The sequence below is a fragment of the Rossellomorea sp. DUT-2 genome (genome assembly GCF_052665285.1).
Genome location: NZ_JBQPEO010000001.1, coordinates 178,284 through 198,125, shown reverse-complemented (window position 1 = coordinate 198,125; position 19,842 = coordinate 178,284). Strand labels below are relative to the sequence as shown.

The 19,842-nt window shown below is 43.2% G+C and carries 17 protein-coding genes; 2 read left to right on the top strand and 15 right to left on the bottom strand.

The features are described 5' to 3' along the window. Positions 1 to 9: 9 nt before the first annotated feature. From ACOSV2_RS01065 to ACOSV2_RS01055, 3 genes are all read right to left on the bottom strand, one after another. Positions 10 to 1,281, bottom strand: a complete 1,272-nt coding sequence (locus ACOSV2_RS01065) for a M48 family metallopeptidase (RefSeq protein WP_428973614.1) — start codon at positions 1,279 to 1,281, stop codon at positions 10 to 12. A gap of 295 nt (positions 1,282 to 1,576) precedes the next feature. After that, positions 1,577 to 1,888, bottom strand: coding sequence for an AzlD domain-containing protein (locus ACOSV2_RS01060; protein WP_428973613.1), 312 nt, complete (start codon positions 1,886 to 1,888; stop codon positions 1,577 to 1,579). Then, positions 1,881 to 2,603 carry an AzlC family ABC transporter permease gene (locus ACOSV2_RS01055; RefSeq protein WP_428973612.1) on the bottom strand — a complete coding sequence of 241 codons (723 nt, stop codon included), beginning with the start codon at positions 2,601 to 2,603 and terminating at the stop codon, positions 1,881 to 1,883. The genes ACOSV2_RS01060 and ACOSV2_RS01055 overlap by 8 nt, the downstream gene beginning before the upstream one ends. Before the next feature lie 102 nt (positions 2,604 to 2,705). Between ACOSV2_RS01055 and ACOSV2_RS01050 the strand changes: the two genes are divergently transcribed. Then, a complete protein-coding gene (locus ACOSV2_RS01050) occupies positions 2,706 to 3,263 on the top strand; it encodes a helix-turn-helix domain-containing protein (protein ID WP_428973611.1) in 558 nt (185 codons plus the stop codon). A gap of 57 nt (positions 3,264 to 3,320) precedes the next feature. On the opposite strand, the gene ACOSV2_RS01045 is transcribed toward ACOSV2_RS01050, so the two are convergent. The 8 genes from ACOSV2_RS01045 to ACOSV2_RS01010 all read right to left on the bottom strand — a co-directional run bounded on the left by ACOSV2_RS01045 (position 3,321) and on the right by ACOSV2_RS01010 (position 13,273). Then, complete coding sequence (locus ACOSV2_RS01045) at positions 3,321 to 4,571, bottom strand: YeeE/YedE family protein (protein ID WP_428973610.1); 1,251 nt, start codon at positions 4,569 to 4,571, stop codon at positions 3,321 to 3,323. Positions 4,572 to 4,716: 145 nt separating this feature from the next. After that, a complete protein-coding gene (locus ACOSV2_RS01040; RefSeq protein WP_428973609.1) occupies positions 4,717 to 5,622 on the bottom strand; it encodes an AEC family transporter in 906 nt (301 codons plus the stop codon). Between the two features lie 72 nt (positions 5,623 to 5,694). Then, positions 5,695 to 7,017, bottom strand: coding sequence for a 2-hydroxycarboxylate transporter family protein (locus tag ACOSV2_RS01035; protein ID WP_428973608.1), 1,323 nt, complete (start codon positions 7,015 to 7,017; stop codon positions 5,695 to 5,697). A 29-nt stretch (positions 7,018 to 7,046) separates the two neighbouring features. After that, positions 7,047 to 8,237 carry an NAD(P)-dependent malic enzyme gene (locus tag ACOSV2_RS01030; RefSeq protein WP_428973607.1) on the bottom strand — a complete coding sequence of 397 codons (1,191 nt, stop codon included), beginning with the start codon at positions 8,235 to 8,237 and terminating at the stop codon, positions 7,047 to 7,049. A gap of 123 nt (positions 8,238 to 8,360) precedes the next feature. Next, positions 8,361 to 9,068, bottom strand: coding sequence for a response regulator (locus ACOSV2_RS01025; protein ID WP_428973606.1), 708 nt, complete (start codon positions 9,066 to 9,068; stop codon positions 8,361 to 8,363). After that, positions 9,061 to 10,659 (bottom strand): DcuS/MalK family sensor histidine kinase, encoded by a 1,599-nt coding sequence (dcuS, locus tag ACOSV2_RS01020; RefSeq protein ID WP_428973605.1) that lies wholly within the window; start codon positions 10,657 to 10,659, stop codon positions 9,061 to 9,063. The genes ACOSV2_RS01025 and dcuS overlap by 8 nt, the downstream gene beginning before the upstream one ends. A gap of 169 nt (positions 10,660 to 10,828) precedes the next feature. After that, positions 10,829 to 12,265, bottom strand: coding sequence for a serine hydrolase domain-containing protein (locus ACOSV2_RS01015; RefSeq protein ID WP_428973604.1), 1,437 nt, complete (start codon positions 12,263 to 12,265; stop codon positions 10,829 to 10,831). Between the two features lie 231 nt (positions 12,266 to 12,496). After that, a complete protein-coding gene (locus tag ACOSV2_RS01010) occupies positions 12,497 to 13,273 on the bottom strand; it encodes an enoyl-CoA hydratase-related protein (RefSeq protein ID WP_428973603.1) in 777 nt (258 codons plus the stop codon). A 152-nt stretch (positions 13,274 to 13,425) separates the two neighbouring features. On the opposite strand from ACOSV2_RS01010, the gene ACOSV2_RS01005 reads away from it, so the two are divergent. Beyond that, on the top strand, positions 13,426 to 13,749 hold the full coding sequence (locus tag ACOSV2_RS01005; protein ID WP_428973602.1) for a hypothetical protein: 324 nt from the start codon (positions 13,426 to 13,428) through the stop codon (positions 13,747 to 13,749). Between the two features lie 43 nt (positions 13,750 to 13,792). Here ACOSV2_RS01005 and ACOSV2_RS01000 read toward each other — a convergent pair whose 3' ends face one another. The 4 genes from ACOSV2_RS01000 to ACOSV2_RS00985 all read right to left on the bottom strand — a co-directional run bounded on the left by ACOSV2_RS01000 (position 13,793) and on the right by ACOSV2_RS00985 (position 19,820). Next, positions 13,793 to 15,349, bottom strand: a complete 1,557-nt coding sequence (locus ACOSV2_RS01000; RefSeq protein WP_428973601.1) for a fatty acid--CoA ligase family protein — start codon at positions 15,347 to 15,349, stop codon at positions 13,793 to 13,795. A gap of 150 nt (positions 15,350 to 15,499) precedes the next feature. Then, complete coding sequence (locus tag ACOSV2_RS00995; RefSeq protein ID WP_428973600.1) at positions 15,500 to 17,902, bottom strand: M14 family zinc carboxypeptidase; 2,403 nt, start codon at positions 17,900 to 17,902, stop codon at positions 15,500 to 15,502. Between the two features lie 163 nt (positions 17,903 to 18,065). After that, positions 18,066 to 19,346 (bottom strand): TRAP transporter large permease, encoded by a 1,281-nt coding sequence (locus ACOSV2_RS00990; RefSeq protein ID WP_428973599.1) that lies wholly within the window; start codon positions 19,344 to 19,346, stop codon positions 18,066 to 18,068. Then, on the bottom strand, positions 19,347 to 19,820 hold the full coding sequence (locus ACOSV2_RS00985) for a TRAP transporter small permease (protein ID WP_428973598.1): 474 nt from the start codon (positions 19,818 to 19,820) through the stop codon (positions 19,347 to 19,349). It abuts the gene before it with no gap. Between the last annotated feature and the right edge of the window lie 22 nt (positions 19,821 to 19,842).

Below are 19,842 nucleotides of genomic sequence, written 5' to 3'. Positions count from 1 at the left end.
TTTTTCTCTTTATTCTTCTTTTTTCTCCGCTTCGTACTGTTCCAGCATGGAAAGTCGTTCAAGCATCGTGGGATGACCATAACGGAAGATCTTCACAAGTAAAGGCGGATTGACCTGAGATAATCCCACCTTCGATAACTTCTGGAAAGATGAGATGGCGGCTTCTTTATCGTCCGTCATTTCTATTGCATATCGGTCAGCCCTCGTTTCCTGGTAGCGTGAGATCCAGTTGCTAAGGGGACTGATAGTGAACAGGAGCATGGACGTAATCATCAAGAACAGGGGTAAGGAGCTCAAGTTCGACACGCTCGATACTTTCATGTCTTCCTTATGATTGGCGACGATGCCTCTCATCAGCTTAGCCGTCAGGAATAACCCAAAGAAGGATAGGATCAAGTAGATGGCAATGCCGATATAGATGTGCTTCTCCACATAGTGAGCCATTTCATGGGCCATCACAAACAGGATTTCCTTGTCCGTTAATTTTTCAAGAGTGGTATCCCAAAGAACGATCCGGGAATTGGATCCGACTCCGGTTACATACGCATTGAGTGAATTAGTCTTCTCCGACATGTCGACTTCAAATACGTGGTCCGTTGGAATGTTTGCCTTGTCGGCAAGAGTCAGGATTTGTTCCTCTAATGCTTTATCCTTCAGTGGATAGAAATCGTTATATAGCGGGTCGATCAAAACCGGCTGCACGAACATCATGAAAATCGTAAAGGGTACCGACAATGCCCAGGCCGCTAGCCACCAGCGCTGCTTGAATCGTTTCATCAATCCATATAACACCGATACAATGATGAACATAAGGAGGTAATTCACCCAGAAATCCGTGATCTCATCCTTCATCCACATGGAGAACGTCTGGGTTGAAATATTGTAGCTCTTCGAAATAGTATACGAAATGTACTGCAGTGGAAAAATCGCCAGGAACGAAGCAATCGATAACCAGAACAAATAAATGGCCGTTTGCAGGAAACCATTTTTCACCGTTCCCCTCGCCCACTTCTCAAACGCACGCGAGACCCCGAGAATCAGGATCAGGAAATAAAACAACCATTCATAAGGAGTGGATAAGAAAAACAGGAGGTTCTTGATTTTCGAGAAATCCTCACTCAGCATAATTTCTTTATCCTTCATAAAGGTGGCCGGATCTGCACTGCTTCCTTTGTACATGTCAGGCAAAGTAGAATCCGCCAAGAAGAATAAATACACATATAGAAACAAGCCTAATAGCAAATAAGCCAATATCGACCTGAACGCCCATTTTCTAACCAACATACTTCCTCCCTTCTCGTCTTCTTTACTATATGTAATACCCTGTCCAAAGATTTAGAACCTAAACACATGCCAGTGAAAGTGTTTGGCTTGATGTGGAAAATCGTTTATCTGCCACTCTGGGGATTTACGTGCCATATGATCAATTTATCGGCCGTAATTTCATTGTATCTGCCAATATAAAATGTTAACTGCCATTTTAATGATTTATCTGCCATTCTTCAGCATTCGACATATCTCCGCATCATTCCTCTCCTTTCTATCCAACCAAAAAAGCCACGACCCGAATCGCGGCTTACATCAAGAATACCGAATATAAAGACAGAACAGAAATCGCCCCGACCACCACAAGGATGACGTTGGCACCCAGAAAGGCAATGACAAATGCGGCTCCCGTCCCGACGACTCCAAACATAAGATTCCCCTCTTGAATCAACAAGATGCTAGGAAATATCAAAGCGCCCAATACGGCAAAAGGGACATTCTTTAATACCCCTTGAAGAAATGGAGGCAGTTCTTTCCCTTTGAATACGAGGAAAGGAAGCATTCTGGGAATATACGTGACAATCGCCATACCGATGATCATCAAAACTATCGCTCTATTCATTCGCTCTCCCTCCTCCCTTCATCATGACCACCAATTCCACAATCACGGCTGAAACGATGGTAGCAAGTACAATCGACCATCCGTTTGAAAGGTTCGTCGTGAAAAGCAGGATGCTATTCAACACACCGGCCACTATGGCTAAAAACGTGACCTTGACACTTTTTTTCATGGAAGGAACGAGGAGTCCCACAAACATGGCATAAAGAGCGATCGTCATGCTCGCTTGTAAAAATTCGGGAAGGATTTCCCCGATGAAGTAGCCTATACCAGAGTTCACGACCCAGCTTCCGTATGAAATGAGCATCACCCCGACGGCAAAACCTGTTCTTACTTTGCCATCTTTGACGCTGATGACCGTGAAGGTTTCATCCGTAATCCCAAACGCATAAAAAAGCTTTTTAAATAGTCGGTCTTCCTCGAGCTTTTCACTTAAAGAAGCCGACATCAGGAAGTGACGGATGTTTACGATGAACGTGGTAAGAATAATTTCAATGATCCCGGTACCAACCGCGATCAGACTCAGCGATATGTATTGAGCAGCCCCTGCAAACACGAGCATGCTCATCAGTACCGTTTCCGTGACCGTGAGGCCGGTTGTCCGTGCCAACAACCCAAAGGTTAACGCAACAGGCATGTATCCGATGGCTATGCTGAGCCCTCCCTGCAGGCCCAGACGAAAATCACTCACTTTTTTCGTGGAAAGCAGTGCCTCCATCCTCTCACATCCTTTATAATAGAAGTAATTTACTATTTTAATTTTTTGATAATTTATTATATTATACATATAGACACTATAGTATACAAGAGGAGTTTTGGCATGGAAAATTTCCCGATTCAAATTGGTGATAATATACGGAAGATCCGCAGGGAGCGCGGCTTCAGCCTTGAGCAGATGGCAGAGCGCACCGGTGTAAGCAAGGCGATGATCGGTCAGATTGAACGTGGTGATTCGAATCCGACGGTCGCAATTCTATGGAAGATCGCCAATGGCTTGAAGGTATCCTTCTCTTCACTGATTGAAAAGCCAAGCAATCAAATATCCATCATTCATTATCAAGACGTTCAGCCTGTTCTTGAAGATAACGGAAACTACATCGTTTATCCCATCTTCCCTTTCGATCCCCTGAAAAAATGGGAAAGCTACCGGGTTGAAATGAAACCGGGCTGCTCGTATCGAAATGAAGGACATACGAAGGGGGTAGAGGAATACATCACGGTGCTGTCAGGGAAGATTGCCCTTAATATCGGGGAAGAAACCTATCTTCTTACAGAAGGAAGTTCTATTCGTTTTGCCGCAGACTCCGGGCATGAGTATGTAAATCATTCAGGAGTAACAACTGTGTGCCAGATGGTTATTTATTATGGCGGTGAATAATCCCCAAAAAAAAATCCTGCATGTGTAACGACATGCAGGATTTTTCAAACTATCCAGTTAGCAAAATGTATCCTTCGGTTTCGGCACCGATAATCCGAACAACGGACGAAGATAAAGTGCCAGGAACGTACCTCCAAGGGCAAGGATCCCCCAAATATAACCGTGAAGGCTGAAGGAAGCAATCCCTCCGAAGTAAGCACCAATGTTACAACCAAAGGCCAAACGGGCACCGTATCCCATCAGTAGCCCACCAATGACAGACGCCATGGCATTTTTCCCAGTGATTTTATTAAAACGGAACAGGCCACCTGCAGCAGATGCAAGAAATGCTCCAAGGATGACACCGAAGTTTAATACAGTTGTGGAATCAGCAAAGATCGATGCTTGAAGAGCTTCAGCATTGGCTCCTGTCCAGTAGCCCCAGCTTGCCACGTCGACCCCGAACATTCCGGCAACCTTTGATCCCCATAGAGCAAAGGCAGAAGTGATTCCCCAAGGATTCCCCCGTGTCATGAGAGTGAGGGCATTTAACACAGCCAGCACGATCGCAGCTGCGATAAGGGGCCAAGATCCACGTAGAATCCGTTTCCAGCCTTTAGTCGTTGGGAGTGTCGCCATGCGGGGCGGGTTTTTCTTCTTCTCCACCCGCAGTGTAATCCACGCAATGAAGCCAAAGAATAAAATCGAAACGAGCCATGCCCCAAAATAACCTAATCCGGTAGAGGTTGCTAATGAAATAGGTTTAAAGGACGGCATTTCCTCTGTCCAAAATGGAAGATGATAGGCTCCGACTGTGGCACCGACAATAAAGAATAGCAATGTGATAAACATAACGGAGCGACCGCCGCCGATTGCGTAAAGGGTACCTGAAGCACAGCCTCCTCCAAGCTGCATGCCAATCCCAAACAGGAAGGCACCTACCAGTAAACTTATACCTACGGGCGATACATAACCTGCCGCTTCACCCCCAAAGAATGTGTACCCTGTCGCAAGGATCGGAGCAAACAGCGTTACGGCAACGGCAAGCATCACCATATGTGCCCGCAGTGCCTGCCCGTTCCCTACAGACATCACTCTGCGGAAAGCAGAAGTGAATCCGAATCGTGCATGAAATAATGTATATCCTAACAGCAGCCCTAGCACCAATAACACGGTTTGTGCAATGTCTTGTGTAATGAGTAAATATAGCCCAAGAATCGCTGTAATGATTAAACCGCCAGCCACTAAAGATGTCTGTGGCTGGTTCAATTGGGTACTCGCTTTCTCTGGGCCCTTTTGTTCATTAATCGGTTGAACATAGCCAGCCATGAATAATCCTCCTTAATCTGATTGAATTGGTTGGAATTTATTTTACAATAGTAATAGATTCGACGACAGTTGTCAAAAAGAGAGACTTCCGCTTCCTTTCATCCATTAAAAAAAGCTACTTGAGAAATCTCAAGCAGCTTCGCTTCTATAAGGATACAAGAGCTAACATAATCGGGATCGTCACAATACTCATAAGTGTAGTGACAAGTGTACTTGTCGATACTAAATCAGGTTCTGTATTGAACTGCAATGAAAACATCGTCGTATTCGCAGCAGTCGGCATGCTTGCCAAAATAATGAGAATCGATCCCAACATGGTAGAAATAGGAAGAAACGAAACAACGCCCAGAGCTATGATGGGTGAAGCCACCATTCTCATGATCACTATAAAGGAAAGGGCGCCTCTTTCCACCTTCTTCCCTCCCAATGTCGCTAATTGCATCCCTAACACCACCATGATAGTAGGGATCGTTGCCTGGGAAATCAGATCAATGGTCTGACTCATAAACACCGGCACATCAAGATGAAACAATTGAAAGCCCAATCCAAGAAAAGCACCATGCAGAATCGGCATCTTGACGATCTTCATCCAGATTTCCCTCGTTTCCCTCTTTTTATCACTGCCACTGACAGCATAATAGAGGCCGATTGTATTCATAAGAAATGACTGTATCACCATCATAATGACCGCATAGCGAAACCCGAGCTCACCGAAAGCGAATAGGATGATCGGCACTCCATAGTTGCCGCTGTTCATGAATACCCCAGATAAAATCATGGCCGACACTTTCGGTTTTGAATAGTTTCTAAACTTAGCCACTATTTTAATAGATACAATCAAAATCACACAAAGCGCGATACAAAAGAGAAAAATATAAAGATAATCCATATTCAGTTCATTCTCGTAAAAGGTCTTGAATGCAAGAAACGGATACATTAAGTATATGGCCATCTTCGAAATCGAATTGATCTCGAAACCAAGTTTCTTTTGACCGATATATCCAACGGCAAAGACCAGTAATGCAGGCAGTACAATTAATATTACGTCCATTTACGTCACCACAATCTATTATAAAATGAAAGATAGGCTTGACTGTTAGAGTCAAGCCTAAGTGTACCATATTTACAACAGCGGGATAATTAATCCGGCCAACAGCAGGATCAATGCGCCACCTAACCGGGAAGAGATTTGAGCGAATGGCATAAGCTCCATTCGTTTCGATGCTGACAATACGGCAACATCCCCTGTTCCTCCCATATTCGCCATGCATAATCCGGCGGTGATCGCAGCTTCTATAGGGTAAAAGCCAACGACTTTCCCAAGGATCGCCGCTCCGATGATCGCCCCTAATACCACTCCGAATACGGTCAAAATATATTGCAGCGTCAACGCTGCAATAACGGTATCTAAGTCGGTGTAAGCGACACCGATCCCAAATAATAAAGCGAACGTCCAGTTGCTTGCTACAAATTGATACCACTGACTGGCACCCTCTACAACATTTTGAGGGATCATGTTTGAAATCTTTGCTGCAGCCACAAGTATGATCATGATGGCATATGGATGAAGGGGAAGAACGGATCCCAGCAATGTTCCAACCGTGAAGAATGTCAGGGCAGCGAGTAAGCCTACTCCCATCTTTTCAATGTTATACTTCTGCTTGGTTTTTTCGTAGGTAAAACCTTTCATAAGCTGGCCGTTTCCACTTAGGGAAGGTACTTTTTTTCCGATTATATCAAGAACCGATGCTAAAATGATGGCAAATACATTCCCCAATGCCAGTGCCGGCACGAGCATTGAAATATAATAGCTCGGATCGTTCCCCATCATCTCAGAATAGATTTGACTCATGGGGACAGCTCCCGCTCCCATTCCACCACCCATGATTGGCATTGTAATGACGAGGATCGCTTCTTGAAGGGTAAATCCGACAAGAGATCCAAAGATTCCTGCAACAATCACGGCTCCGGCTACCGCTCCGAAAATCGGAAGGAAATAGCGAAGTCCCACTTTAACTAGAACCTTTGAATTCATTCCTAAGATACTTCCCGTGATTAATGCAGCAATATAGAAATTCAAAAATCCGCCTGATTTCATAAAGTCGGTCATGGACGTGACTGTGGCTTCCGGAAGTAAACCAGCGTAAACCATAAAAGCAGATCCAAAGATCGCAATGATGGCACCTCCGCCAAGGAATGTTTTCACGATTGGCGTACGGTCTCCTAACCATCCGAATAATTCCCCAAGGATCATCATGACGAGAAGACTACCGATCATTCCCCCTGGAAGGTTCCCCGTATACAAGCTGGCCAACGTAATTCCCGTAAAGATCAGGAACCAAAGGATCGGCATATTGAAAATCTGAAGCGATCGATCTTTCGTAAGCGTCACATTCTCTTTTGTTTTCTCATTTTTATATGGTAGTGTTGATGCTCCTTGTCCCATCTTAATCATCCCCTTTGTCGTTTTTATTATTACGAGACTGAACTGTTTGCTTTGCTTTTCTTACATGCAATCTTTCGCACGGACTCCCCGACTTTTTCTGCCACACGGGGATCAAGCGCCTTTGGAATAATATATTGAGGATTCAATTCAGAAGGTTTGATCACATCGGCAATGGCATAGGAAGCAGCCACTTTCATTTCCATTGAGATGTCCTTTGCATTCGCATCCAGAGCCCCCCTGAAAATCCCTGGAAAAGCGAGAAGATTATTGACCTGATTCGGATAATCCGATCTCCCTGTCCCCACTACCGCTGCGCCTGCTTCCAGTGCTTCCTCCGGATAAATTTCTGGAATGGGATTAGCCATGGCAAACACAATCGGCTGCTCATTCATCGTTTTAATATACTCTTTCTTGAGGGCTCCAGGTCCGGATACACCGATAAATACATCGGCCCCTTTTATCGCATCGGATAATTCACCCCGCACCCCTAACAGGTTCGTGCGTGAGGAAATATCCTCTTGGGTAGTATTCATCCATTTCTCACCCCTGCACAGGACACCTTCTAAGCTTACGAGAATAATATCTTCATAACCTGCGAATAAAAGGAGTTCTGCAATCGCGATTCCAGCTGCCCCTGCCCCATTGATGACAATTTTCACTTTCTTAAATGATTTGTTTACGACCTTCAGCGCATTGACTAATGCGCCTAGAACGACAATGGCTGTACCATGCTGGTCATCATGGAAAACGGGAATATCCAACTCTTTCTTTAACCGGTTTTCAATTTCAAAGCAGCGAGGCGCTGAAATATCCTCCAGATTGATCCCTCCAAAAGAAGGGGACAAGGCTTTAATGATCGTGACGATTTCATCTACATCCTTCGTATCCAAACTAAGGGGGAATGCATCTATACCGCCGAACTTCTTAAACAACATGCTTTTTCCTTCCATGACCGGGATCGCGGCTTCCGGACCGATATCACCGAGACCCAATACAGCTGAACCGTCTGTGACGATGGCCACCATGTTCCCTTTTGATGTCAGCGTATTGGCCTGCCTGGGATCCTCAGCTATTGTCTTACATACATCGGCGACACCCGGGGTATAGACAAGACTAAGGTCTTCTTCAGATGAAATATCAATCTTACTCACCACTTCAATTTTCCCTGCATGAGATTCATGTATGGATAATGCTTCTTCTTTTAAATGCTTTCGAGTCATCCAATCGCTCCTAACGTAATCGCTTACAATGTATAACCATCATATGAAAACGCTTTATACTTTCATAGATTATGAAACTATTGGTTGACTTTTGAAATTAAAAAAAGCAGCCGGATAGGCTGCTTACAAATAGTTTTGAATGCGTGAACTATTCAGTTTGTTCCTTGTATATTGATAGACGGGCCGTCCAATACCATAGATCAGAGTTTCATCCACGACGCCAATATCTTTCAAAAACCTGAGGTACTTTCTGATCGACACCCGTGAAATGGACGTCACGTCTGCAATATCATCGGTTGAAAACGACTCTTCTTCAAAGTTCATAATCTCATCGTAGATTGATGATAATGTACTGCTCGTCAACCCTTTTGGAAGGGGTGCCTTCTCCCCGACTTGTACATCCCTAAGTAAAAGGAAATCCAGTTCACTCTGATCGATGGTAGATTGCTTTTGAAGCATACGATTACTCTCCCGATAAGTCGTCAATGCTTTTTTAAACCGGTCAAATTCAAAAGGCTTGATCAAGTAGTCCACTACCCCCATCCGTAGGGCGCTCTGGATATTATCGACTTCTGATGCCGCTGTGATGAGGATGACATCTGTCTCCAGCTGTTCCTTGCGTATCTGCCCTAATAAATCCATCCCGTTTCGTTTCCCAGGCATATAAACATCCAATAAAATCAGGTCAATCTTATACTCATTTACTTTCCCCAAGGCATCTTCAATCGAATTCGAAATTCCGATTAAATGAAACCCTTTGATCTCTTCCAGATACCTTTGATTAAACTGGGCCACCATCGGATCATCTTCCACGATCAATACATTAATCATCCGTGTTCCCCTCCTTATATGAAGCTTGAACAATCATCGTCGTTCCAGATCCTACCTTTGATTCAACGTGCAGGGTTCCATTCAGTTTACGGAGACTTTCTTTCACTAAGAAGAGACCGTATCCTCTTCCTTCCCCTTTAGAAGAGTATCCTTTGGTGAAGATCTCCTCTGCTATTTCATCCGCCATTCCTTCTCCTGAATCCGTCACGACCATTTCAAATTGCTCGTCCTCATAGAATAGCTCCAGCAGCACTTCCTTTTCATCACTATTTGTCGTTGCTTCAACACTATTATCCAATAGGTTTCCAATCACGGTAATCAGTTCATGTGTAACAGTAGAATCTTTGGGTTCCGGGATAAAGTGGTGGCATTCAATGGTCAATGCAACGTTCTTTTCCCTCGCATAGCTCAGTTTCCCCATGATAAAACCAGCCAAAGCAGGATCTTTCACTTTCGACGTTACCGTGCTCACTTCATCGACCCGTAAGGAAACAAGTTCTTTCACGTAGCGATTTAAATGATTGTAATCCCTCATCTTCACCAATCCCAGAATCACATGCATCTTATTCATAAATTCATGCGACTGGGCCCGGAGCGCTTCCGCATAGGATTTCACACCAGTTAACTGCTCAGCCAATTGATTCACTTCCGTTTTATCACGGAAGGTGGATATCGCCCCGACTACTTCATCATTGACGATTAACGGAACACGGTTTACCAGGATAGATACCCCATTGATGGTCTGCTCCTCGTCAAGCTCAGGTTTCCCCGTAGCGATGACTCTTTCCAACCTGGTGTGCGGCATGTATTCTTTGATGGGCATTCCGATTGGATCCGAGCTTAGTCCCGCTTTATTAAATATTTTGAGAGCAGACTTATTCACTAATGAGATGGTTGTATCTTTATTGACAGCCACTACCCCCTCATGTACAGACTGAAGCATCGTATTCCGCTCTTCCAATATTTTCGCTATCGTAATCGGCTCCAACCCAAATAAAATTTTCTTTATGTATCTGGCAATAATAACCGCCCCAATGATTCCAAAAATAATCCCGATCATGGATCCCACTAATATATTCCGGTGACTCATGGTCAATGCTTCCTCCACGCTCCCCAGGGAAATCCCTACTGCGACAGCCCCTATCTGTTGATTTTCTTCGTTAAAGACAGGAGAAAACGCCCTGACGGATTGGCCCAAAGTCCCCTCTGAAATAGACAATGTTTCCTTTCCTCGGAGCACTTCTTTCTCATCACCGCCGACAAAATGCTTGCCGATACGATCGGGATCAGGGTGAGATTTACGTATCCCTTCCATATCCATTACCACTACAAACAGAACCTCTGCTGATTTCTGGATATCTTGGGTGTATTCTTGAATTTGATCTTCACCTTCCCCTTCTAAACCTCTCTTCACAATCGTGGAATGAGAGACCGTCCGGGAAACGATTTTCGCCTTTTCTTCAATAGTAGACTCAATGTTGTCATTGATTGTCCTGGAAATAAGCAAGTCTGTAATCACAAGGGACACCAGGACAACGATGCACACGAAGAGAATGATGATGGTACTTAGTTTAAGCTGTTTCTTTTTCACAGGAGTCACTCCAGTGTTTTTTTAGTATGATTCTTTATTTTACATGATTTCTGGTGTTTAAAAAGGTCCATATGAAAAAGAGGCTCCGAGTTGGAACCTCTTGGTTTAAATATGTTTGTTAAATCGTTTTTCTAGCTGAGTAATACATTCTGCTTACAGGTATTATCCTTCAATCACCAACTGAACTTTTTTTGAAATAAACAACAAATAACAAAAGAACTCCATTCGTTGCCAGTATACCAACTAAAACCTTGATGAGGATAGAAATAGCAGGTGCATATAGATTGATTGTGTTCCAAGGCGAACTGAACAGATAAATTAGTAGAGGAATCATAATAATTGATAACAGTATAGATAGCACTCCAATGAATATCCATACCTTCGACTTAATTTTAGTTTTCTTTATTAGTCGATTTAAGTTCCAGGATGACAATAGTAGAAGAAAAAGAGTTACTATTAAAGTACTCCATTGCATGTGATGATTCAACTGCTGCACTTCCGGGGACTTTCCCTCTTCCACAATCATCTTGATTCCTTCCCTCATCCAAACTGTTGAAAGGACTTCAGAGAAGTTGTTTTTGTTTGTGAGAAGGATAAATCCATAGTCTTGTTCCGGGTTTATGAATAATTCAGCCCGGGAGTCAGGTGTTTCTCCGCCGTGAAAATAATAAGAATTATCAACCTCTGTAGAGATTCTCCAGCCCAGTCCATAATACATATCCTCTTTTCTATGATAATGAGGTGAAGTATAAGTATCGAATGAATCCTTAGATAAGATCTTACCACCATCCAGCAGAATTTTAATGAACTTTGACATATCATCCGTTGTAGAGACCATGTAACCATATGGGGCCCCACTATCATCAAAAAATCCTTTGCTTTTCATGGGCATTCCAAACCATGATTGATAACCGGGCTGATACCCCAATACTTTAGCTCCTTCGAAAGTCGAGACGGTCCGATCCATCCCAATTTCGCTGTATACCTCATCTTCCATAAACTCCGAAAATGGTAGGTTTGTGACATTCTCTATGATTTTTCCTAAAAGTAAATAATTCGCAGCGCTGTATTGATGCACTTCCCCCGGCTCATTATTCAAATGAACATTATTCAGCTTTTGAACCGAAACATTTATTGCATTTTTCCCTCGCAGATTACGATCTGCAATTTTTAACCCTTCATAAGAACTGATTCCACTTGAATGTGTCAACAGCTGCCTAACGGTGATGTTCTTATCATATCCATTTTTATTGTAATGAAAGGCAGGCAAATACCAGTCAATCTCCTGATCAAGTTCAACCTTCTTTTCATCCACTAGCCTCATGATTGCAAAGCTAGTTAAAGGCTTGCTGATAGAACCTATCGTAAACACCGTATCCTTCTTGACAGGAGTCCCCTTCCTTTGTTCTCCCCAACTTTGTTGAAACATGAGCTTTCCATCTTTAATAATCGCTAAAGAAGCTCCGGGAATCCCATACTCCTCCATCGATTCAGTCACAAACCTGTCTATGAGTTCCACTTGATTATTACTCTCTGACCTTGCATGGAATTGAAAAGAAAAAATGATGTGGAAAAACAAGCATAATGCTACCGGTACTTTTTTCAAACCCTAAACCCCCCTTACAAACCCGACTTCGGATCCCAGATACTATTTACATAAAATTACCATTAAATAAATATTCTCTCTAACGGCTTAGGGACTATCTTAAGGTAAGACTTGGGGTGTAATCATTTATCTAAGAACTTGTAACATAAAAAGACCAAATTTCTCTATGATATACTTGAGAAATTTGGTCTTTGGAATTTTGTAACTGCCCCCGATTATGGACTAGCTCACTTACTTCCCCTTAAAATCCGGCTTCCGCTTCTGACTAAACGCCAACAATGCTTCCACACGGTCTTCCGTAGGAATTGTAATCTCATATGCTTTTCTTTCAATCTGTAATCCGGTCTGCAGGTCTACGTTCATACCATTCTTCACGGCGAACTTAGCTTGCTGCAGGGCAATCGGGCCATTAGACAGCATAGGTTCCACGAATGCATGGACTTCACCCAGGAAATTCTCTTTTTCTACTACTCTTGTAACGAGTCCGATGTCCAATGCTTCTTCTGAAGTTAATCGCTTAGCCGTCAGAATAAGCTCCAGTGCTTTGGATTCCCCTACTAATCGTGGAAGGCGCTGGGTTCCGCCTGCCCCCGGGATGATGGCCAGGCTTGTTTCGGTCAGCCCCATTGTGGTGCCTGCTACTGCAATTCTGAAATCGCATGCCAGTGCCAGCTCCATTCCTCCGCCAAATGCGTATCCGTTCATGGCGGCGATGGTCGGTTGTGGGAGGGTAGAGACGGATTGGAAGACTTCGCCGATTTTGTAGACATTGCGGATGACTTGTTGTTCAGTCAGAGTTTTGCGTTCTTTGAGATCGGCTCCAACCGAGAAGGCTTTTTCTCCACTTCCTGTGAATATGACGACTCTGACGTCAGGGTTGATGCGGAGTGCTTCGACAACTTGCTGGAGTTCGTTCAGTGTATCGTAATTAAAGGCGTTCATTGCCTCCGTTCGGTTGATTGTGACCGTGGCGACGTTGCCTTTTTGTTCTAGTAAGATCGATTCCATATTTGTTCTCCCCTTTGTTTAAGTGTTTCCTCCCTATGTATGATTCGACATAAACCGAGAAAACCCTTTCATTTTTTAAATCAGGCTGAACACATCCGGTTTTGATGCATAGACTAAACGTGACATCTACCCATGAAGGAGCTGTGTTTATCTTGTATTATCCTATCAATCAACATCCTTATGTTCCACAACATGCTTATGGGAATCAACATCCAAATGAAATTGACTGGCTATATCACTATTATCGTGATACGAAAAGCCTTCCCGATCAATGGGTTGAATATATTCAACCACTTGTAACCCGAGCCCTGTCTGAAGTTGAAGAAGGCATCAACCTTACCCATCTCTTCCAGGAATTCATTTTGTCAGGTGTACTGGTTGGCCAGGGATTCACACCCGAGCAGGCGATCGAGCAGGTTGAAACCTGGGAAAAAGGGGAATCAAAGCTCTTACAGGCTAGTAAATTGATGAAATAACGTAAAAAAGATGCTCAGTGAACCACTGAACATCTTCTTTTTTTTATGATTGAAGCACTTGTTCTTTCAGCGCTCTTCTTAGAATTTTCCCAGTTGTATTTTTCGGAAGCTCATCAATGAATTCGATGGAAGTTGGAAGTTTGTACTTCGCTAGATGCTCTTTACAGTAATCCAGCACTTCCTGCTCAGTTAAGGATGGCTCGCTTTTCACAACATAGCTGCTCACAGCTTCACCTAGTTCGGGATGCGGGACACCGATGACCGCTGCTTCCACGATTCCAGGATGATTATACAGCACTTCTTCGACCTCACGCGGATAGACGTTGTAACCTCCCACAATGATCAGTTCTTTTTTACGGTCCACAATATAGAAGTACCCTTCTTCATCCATGCGGGCAAGATCTCCGGTGTATAACCAGCCGTCACGGATCGTTGCCGCTGTTTCTTCTTCCATTTTGTAATATCCCTTCATGACATTCGGGCCTTTGACGATCAGTTCGCCGACTTGTCCGACTGGTACATCTTCTCCCAATTCATCGACGACTTTATTCTCCAGGTTCATGATCGATGTTCCGATGGATCCCGGCTTTCTTGGTCGATCCAGCGGGTTGAAGCATGTCACAGGAGACGCTTCGGATAAACCATAGCCTTCAGAAATCATGACGTTGAATTTCTTTTCAAAGTTTTTTAGTAAGGCCACCGGCAAGGAAGCGCCGCCTGAAATACAGAGACGGAGAGATGATAAATCTTCTGGATTTCCTTCAGGATACTGGAACAGGAAGTTGTACATGGTTGGTACGCCGGCAAATACGGTTGGCTGATAGGTCTTCGACAGGTCAAAAATGGCTTTTGGACTAAAGCGCGGAACGATTAATAGGGTCGCCCCTGTCATCAATGGCGCATTCAGGACCACCGTCAAACAGAAGACGTGAAACATAGGCAGAGCTGTAATGACGGTGTCATCTTCATTCATTCGTAAATAGCTGCCGACATCGGTTGCATTGGAATAAATATTTTTGTGCGTCAGCATGGCGCCTTTCGGTTTCCCCGTCGTTCCCGAGGTGTAAAGGATGATGGCTACTTCATTTTCATCCACTTCCTCCCCCTTAAACGCAGGATCGCCCTTTCCGAGAACACTTGTAAACGATTTCATTTTAGGGTATGCAAGCGAGATTTTCTCTAAATCAATGTCCTTTGCCCGTTCATCCCCTGATTCACACAGGATAAATTGCTCGACATCGGATAATAGATGCTGCATTTTTTCGATTAATGGAAATAGCAAATCAAGAGTCACAATGGCTTTCACGTCACCATTTTTCAGAATGTAGCCAATTTCATCCGGTGTGTAGATCGGATTGATTGGTATCACCTTTAACCCCATTCGTAATGCCCCATATAATCCAATGACGAAATGCGGTGAATTCCCTAATACAAGCGCGATGTGATCCCCTTTTTTCAGACCCGATTGCTCTAAGCCACTTGCAAATTTCGATACAGCTGCATTTAATTCCCCGTATGTACTGGAAGTATTTAAGAAATGATAGGCTGTTTTATCTGCTTTCTCTTGAGCGATTTGGTCTAACCGTGTAGCGATATTCAATTGTATCCCTCCCCTTTTCAGATAAACTGAATGAATGGTCATTCATCAAACTATTAAAAGTATTCAAAATATATTCTATATAAAGAATAGTATTAATACAAGTATATTGATGAAAAAAAGCCGCCCAATTTGGACGGCTCTTCCATTTCCTTATTGTGCAAAAATCGCATTTGAAACGAGTCTGAACAGATAATCCGTATGATCCCGGAATGTTGGCTCGAGTCCGATCAACAATACATTTTCATCCTTCACGATAACAGGCTTTCCTTGAGCCGCTTCACTGTCTTTCCAGTGTCCGGCCAGGAAGAAGTCAGTGCTGTTGTGATAGCTTGATAGAATTTCGGCATTGCCTGTGTTCGTGTACCAGGTTGGTTGATAAACAAACCCAAGGTCTTCTGTCTCGTAACCAGCTGTGTAAGTAGAATCCGTGTGTGATAATTGTACGATTCCGTTGCTGTTGGAGCCGCCTGTTTCCACCTTCACATCACTTAATCCAAGCTTTTTCGTGGCTTGAGATGCACCTGCACCGACGGCAAGATATTGGCCACCATCCGCTACAAAACCTTCCACATTGGCTTTAAATGCTTCATATTGCGCTGCATCCTTCAAACCGAATTCCGAATTGGCTACACTATTTTGATAGGAAATGAGATTCGATCTCCCATTATAAATAAACACATCTGTTGTACCCAGACCCTCTTCTGCTACCTGTCCGGGAGTCTTTTCTTCCACTGTAAAGCCCAGACGTTCCAGGGCAAGCTTTGTTCCAGAGTGGGATTGAGCTTTGTTCATTCCTCCATCTTTTAAGAGGGTCACATGCCGGGACGTAATTTCTTTCGCTCCAACAGGAACAGATTGGGAAGAAATCGTGACAGCAGTATTCTTCACCAGGTCGGAAAGTTCAGCTTTTGCATCGGCACCTGCATACAATGTTCCATCTTCACCTCTGTGAAGAGTGTGTCCGGTATTTAGTAATTGATTGGCAATCGCAATCGATTCCACGGAGGTATTCGGGATCGCATAAGGTCCGTCCCCGACGATTTCTCCACTTTCATTCAGTGCTCTTACTTGTTTTGATTTTACATTCAGTTCAGTGTCACTGCTTACTTCCACTGCATTGAAGCCCCATAATTCAGGCAGATTCCATGCAGAGATATCATACATACTCGGTGTATCTTCAGTGATGTCTTCCCCGTCCCAAAGCATCGTGTTCGCAAGGCCGGCTTTTGCTTGATCCATCGGTACGATATACGTTCCTTTCGGATAGGTCACGCCATCAAACGTGAAATCCTTCTGAGCTTCTTCTACGACAATATCATTATCTTGAAGATGAAGAACGGCTTTCAAAGTAGCCGTTTGATCCTGCTCATCATTTGGCAGAATATAAGCAGATGGGAAATGGCCTTCCGTATGGAACGGGTGGTCGAACTGGACACCCCGTTTAAAGACTTCGATTTGATCTTTTACCATATCTACTTTGTTTTCACTGGCATAGCCCAGTGCACCCATCACGGCATCATAGGTCCATTGAACTCCGTCCCAATCATTGGTCGGCGCTTCAAGTGTATACCCATATGCCCCGTGGTACATGGCATACATTGGAGTGAAGATCGGCGGATAATCATCCCAGCCGGCAGCATCATCACGTTGCGGGATATAAGTCCCTTCCATATTCTGATAATCTACTTTTGACGATTCCGTATGAGTATTTTCATAGTTTTCTTTATTCGAAACGATATTGGATTCCATCGCTTCCGCCTGATTCAATGCCCATTTGGAATACAAATCATATTCATAGTTTGGATTATGAGGAGGCGTACAAGGCTCAATCAAACCTGGATTTGTCGGGCCGCCATACCCTCTCACATATCCATGCAGATCAAGAAACACCATCGGGTTCCATTCCGTGATCAGATCTACCATATGCTCAGTTTCAGGCTGGGATTGAGTGATGAAATCACGGTTGAGGTCAATTCCATTCCCGTTGAAACGCGTAGCATCAATACGCCCATCCGGGTTAGCCACCACATTGAAGATCAGGATATGATCTTCGAGGATTCCTTTCGTTTGTTGGTCATTTTCAGTGGCAAAGCGCTCGATTAATTGAAGAGCTGCGTCTGTTCCAACAAATTCTGTTCCGTGAATGGATGCATTGATCATCACCGGAACCTTTAGATCAGGGTGCTTATCGATAAAGTCCTGTGCTTTATCAGGCGATTTGATCATTTTCTTACGCAGACCTTTATAGTAACCATACTTCCCTTTCGCTTTCGCATCCGAAACGGTCACTACATACATATCATGTCCGGCCGCTGATTTTGTATCACTCTTCTCGACGGTCACACGATTGCTTTCCTGTGCGATTGCATCAAGCTTCCCTTCGATCTCAGAGTACTTCACAAAATCATAGTGCTCGCTATTAAATAAGCTTTTATCTTTCTCATCAAGTTGAGTACTTTGAATCGTCGTTTGAGGAGATTCTGCTAGAACGTTGAATGGCGTGGTGGATAGTAGAGTAAAACTGGCAATTCCTGCAATAATCTTTTGTTTCATTTATGTACCTCCAAATTATGTAATAGTATAATGATAGAATAAATATTCATAATGGTACATAAATATTTAGAACTATATTATGATTGGGAGGATTTACCTATAAAAAAAGAGAGCAACTTCCTTTTTTAGAAAACTGCTCTCTCTAAAAAAACTGTCATAGTATTTATAGCCCAAGCTTATTCGGGATCCACATCACTGCCCCTTCCCAGTAGGTGATGATAAATAAGATGAAGATCCCCATCATGAGAAATGGCATGGTTGCCTTTACCAGTCTTTCAAATTTCACATCTGCAATCGAGGAAACAATGAACAAACCAGTCCCAACAGGTGGTGTGAGAAGGCCTATGGTTAGGTTGATGCAAATGATGACGCCAAAATGAATCGGATCGATTTCAAATGCCGTGATCAGGGGCATAAAAACAGGTACTAATATGATTAAGGCCGCTATTCCATCCAGTACCGCACCTAGTAATAGCAGTAGTATATTCACCAATAACAGGAAAACAAATGGGTTATCTGATAAGGATGTCATTTGCGTTACGATCGCTTGTGGGATTTGTTCAAATGCTATCATCCAGCCAAAGATATTGGCCATTGCAATCAAAAAAGTAACCGTTGCTGTTGCTGTCACTGTATTCACTAAAATACCAGGGATTTTTCTCCATTTTAGTTCCCTATAGAATAACATTCCTACAATAAAAGCTACCAGTGAGGCGATAGCAGCAGACTCCGTAGCTGTAAATGCTCCACTTAATATTCCAAATATAATAATGAATGGAACAAGTAATGCCGGGAGAACACTTAATGAACTCGTCATAATTTCTTTGGCAGAAGCTCTTGTCGACTTCTTAAAATTATATTTATATCCAAGGAAGGCGATTAAGCTGATAAAACCGATTCCATACATGATACCTGGAATGATTCCGGCCATGAACAAACCACCAATGGAAGTACCAGATAGAGTTCCATAGATGATAAAGATCATGCTGGGCGGAATGATTGGAGCTACTATAGAAGAGGCTAATGTTAATGCTGATGAAAACTCTCTATCGTAGCCTTCTTTTTCCATTTCGGGAACCATGACTTTACTCATCATGGCAGCCTGAGCATTAGCTGATCCCAGTATGGAAGCTAAAAACATGTTAGCGATAATCGTGACATACGCGAGTCCGCCTCTAACATGACCGATTAAGACTCTTGCAAACTTTACTAACCTTGTGGTGATACCACCACCATTCATTAACTCTCCAGCCAGCATAAATAAAGGAATGGCCAATAACCCAAAATTATCTAAGCCTGAGTATAGCCTCATGGGAGTAGAAGACAAAAGCGTTACGTTCCCTACTACTAGAAAATAGAGTACGGTTGTGATCCCCAGTACTAGGGAGATAGGTACAGACATAAAGAGGAGGATAAAGAAACAAAAAACCACTAATATTGTCAATTACTTCCCCTCCTTTATCAAATCAAAGAGGTTAGATAATACATGGATTCCTGCAAATGAAAGACCCAATGGTACTGCTGAATAAGGAATCCACATTGGTATTAACATGGCTGTGGATTTTTGATAGGCAACACTAGGCGATAAAATCCAACTAATGCTGTAATAGATTAAGAGAACGAGAAAAACGAGCATAATTATATGCCCTAAAATAAGTATGATCCTTCTAACTTTCGAAGAAACATATTCTAATACGATTGTGACGGAGGCTTGGGACTTATACTTCAGCCCCAAGCTCCCTCCTATAAAACTAATCCAGATCAGGAGAAATATAGACACTTCTCCTGCCCATGATAATGGGGAATTAAGGATATAACGAAAACCGACTGCTAACGTTACGATAACGGCCATCGAAAACATCAGGATCATTGACAGTATTTTTTCTATAGAAGAAATGCCGTTACTTATCGCTTTCATGATTTTGACCCCCTATTGCTAA

Excerpts from the sequence above, each read along its gene's own strand:
- ACOSV2_RS01060 (WP_428973613.1), bottom strand. The coding sequence starts at position 1,888 with ATGAATAGAGCGATAGTTTTGATGATCATCGGTATGGCGATTGTCACG.
- ACOSV2_RS01055 (WP_428973612.1), bottom strand. The coding sequence starts at position 2,603 with ATGGAGGCACTGCTTTCCACGAAAAAAGTGAGTGATTTTCGTCTGGGC.
- ACOSV2_RS01050 (WP_428973611.1), top strand. The coding sequence starts at position 2,706 with ATGGAAAATTTCCCGATTCAAATTGGTGATAATATACGGAAGATCCGC.
- ACOSV2_RS01045 (WP_428973610.1), bottom strand. The coding sequence starts at position 4,571 with ATGGCTGGCTATGTTCAACCGATTAATGAACAAAAGGGCCCAGAGAAA.
- ACOSV2_RS01040 (WP_428973609.1), bottom strand. The coding sequence starts at position 5,622 with ATGGACGTAATATTAATTGTACTGCCTGCATTACTGGTCTTTGCCGTT.
- ACOSV2_RS01035 (WP_428973608.1), bottom strand. The coding sequence starts at position 7,017 with ATGGGACAAGGAGCATCAACACTACCATATAAAAATGAGAAAACAAAA.
- ACOSV2_RS01030 (WP_428973607.1), bottom strand. The coding sequence starts at position 8,237 with ATGACTCGAAAGCATTTAAAAGAAGAAGCATTATCCATACATGAATCT.
- ACOSV2_RS01025 (WP_428973606.1), bottom strand. The coding sequence starts at position 9,068 with ATGATTAATGTATTGATCGTGGAAGATGATCCGATGGTGGCCCAGTTT.
- ACOSV2_RS01010 (WP_428973603.1), bottom strand. The coding sequence starts at position 13,273 with ATGGAATCGATCTTACTAGAACAAAAAGGCAACGTCGCCACGGTCACA.
- ACOSV2_RS00995 (WP_428973600.1), bottom strand. The coding sequence starts at position 17,902 with ATGAAACAAAAGATTATTGCAGGAATTGCCAGTTTTACTCTACTATCC.
- ACOSV2_RS00985 (WP_428973598.1), bottom strand. The coding sequence starts at position 19,820 with ATGAAAGCGATAAGTAACGGCATTTCTTCTATAGAAAAAATACTGTCA.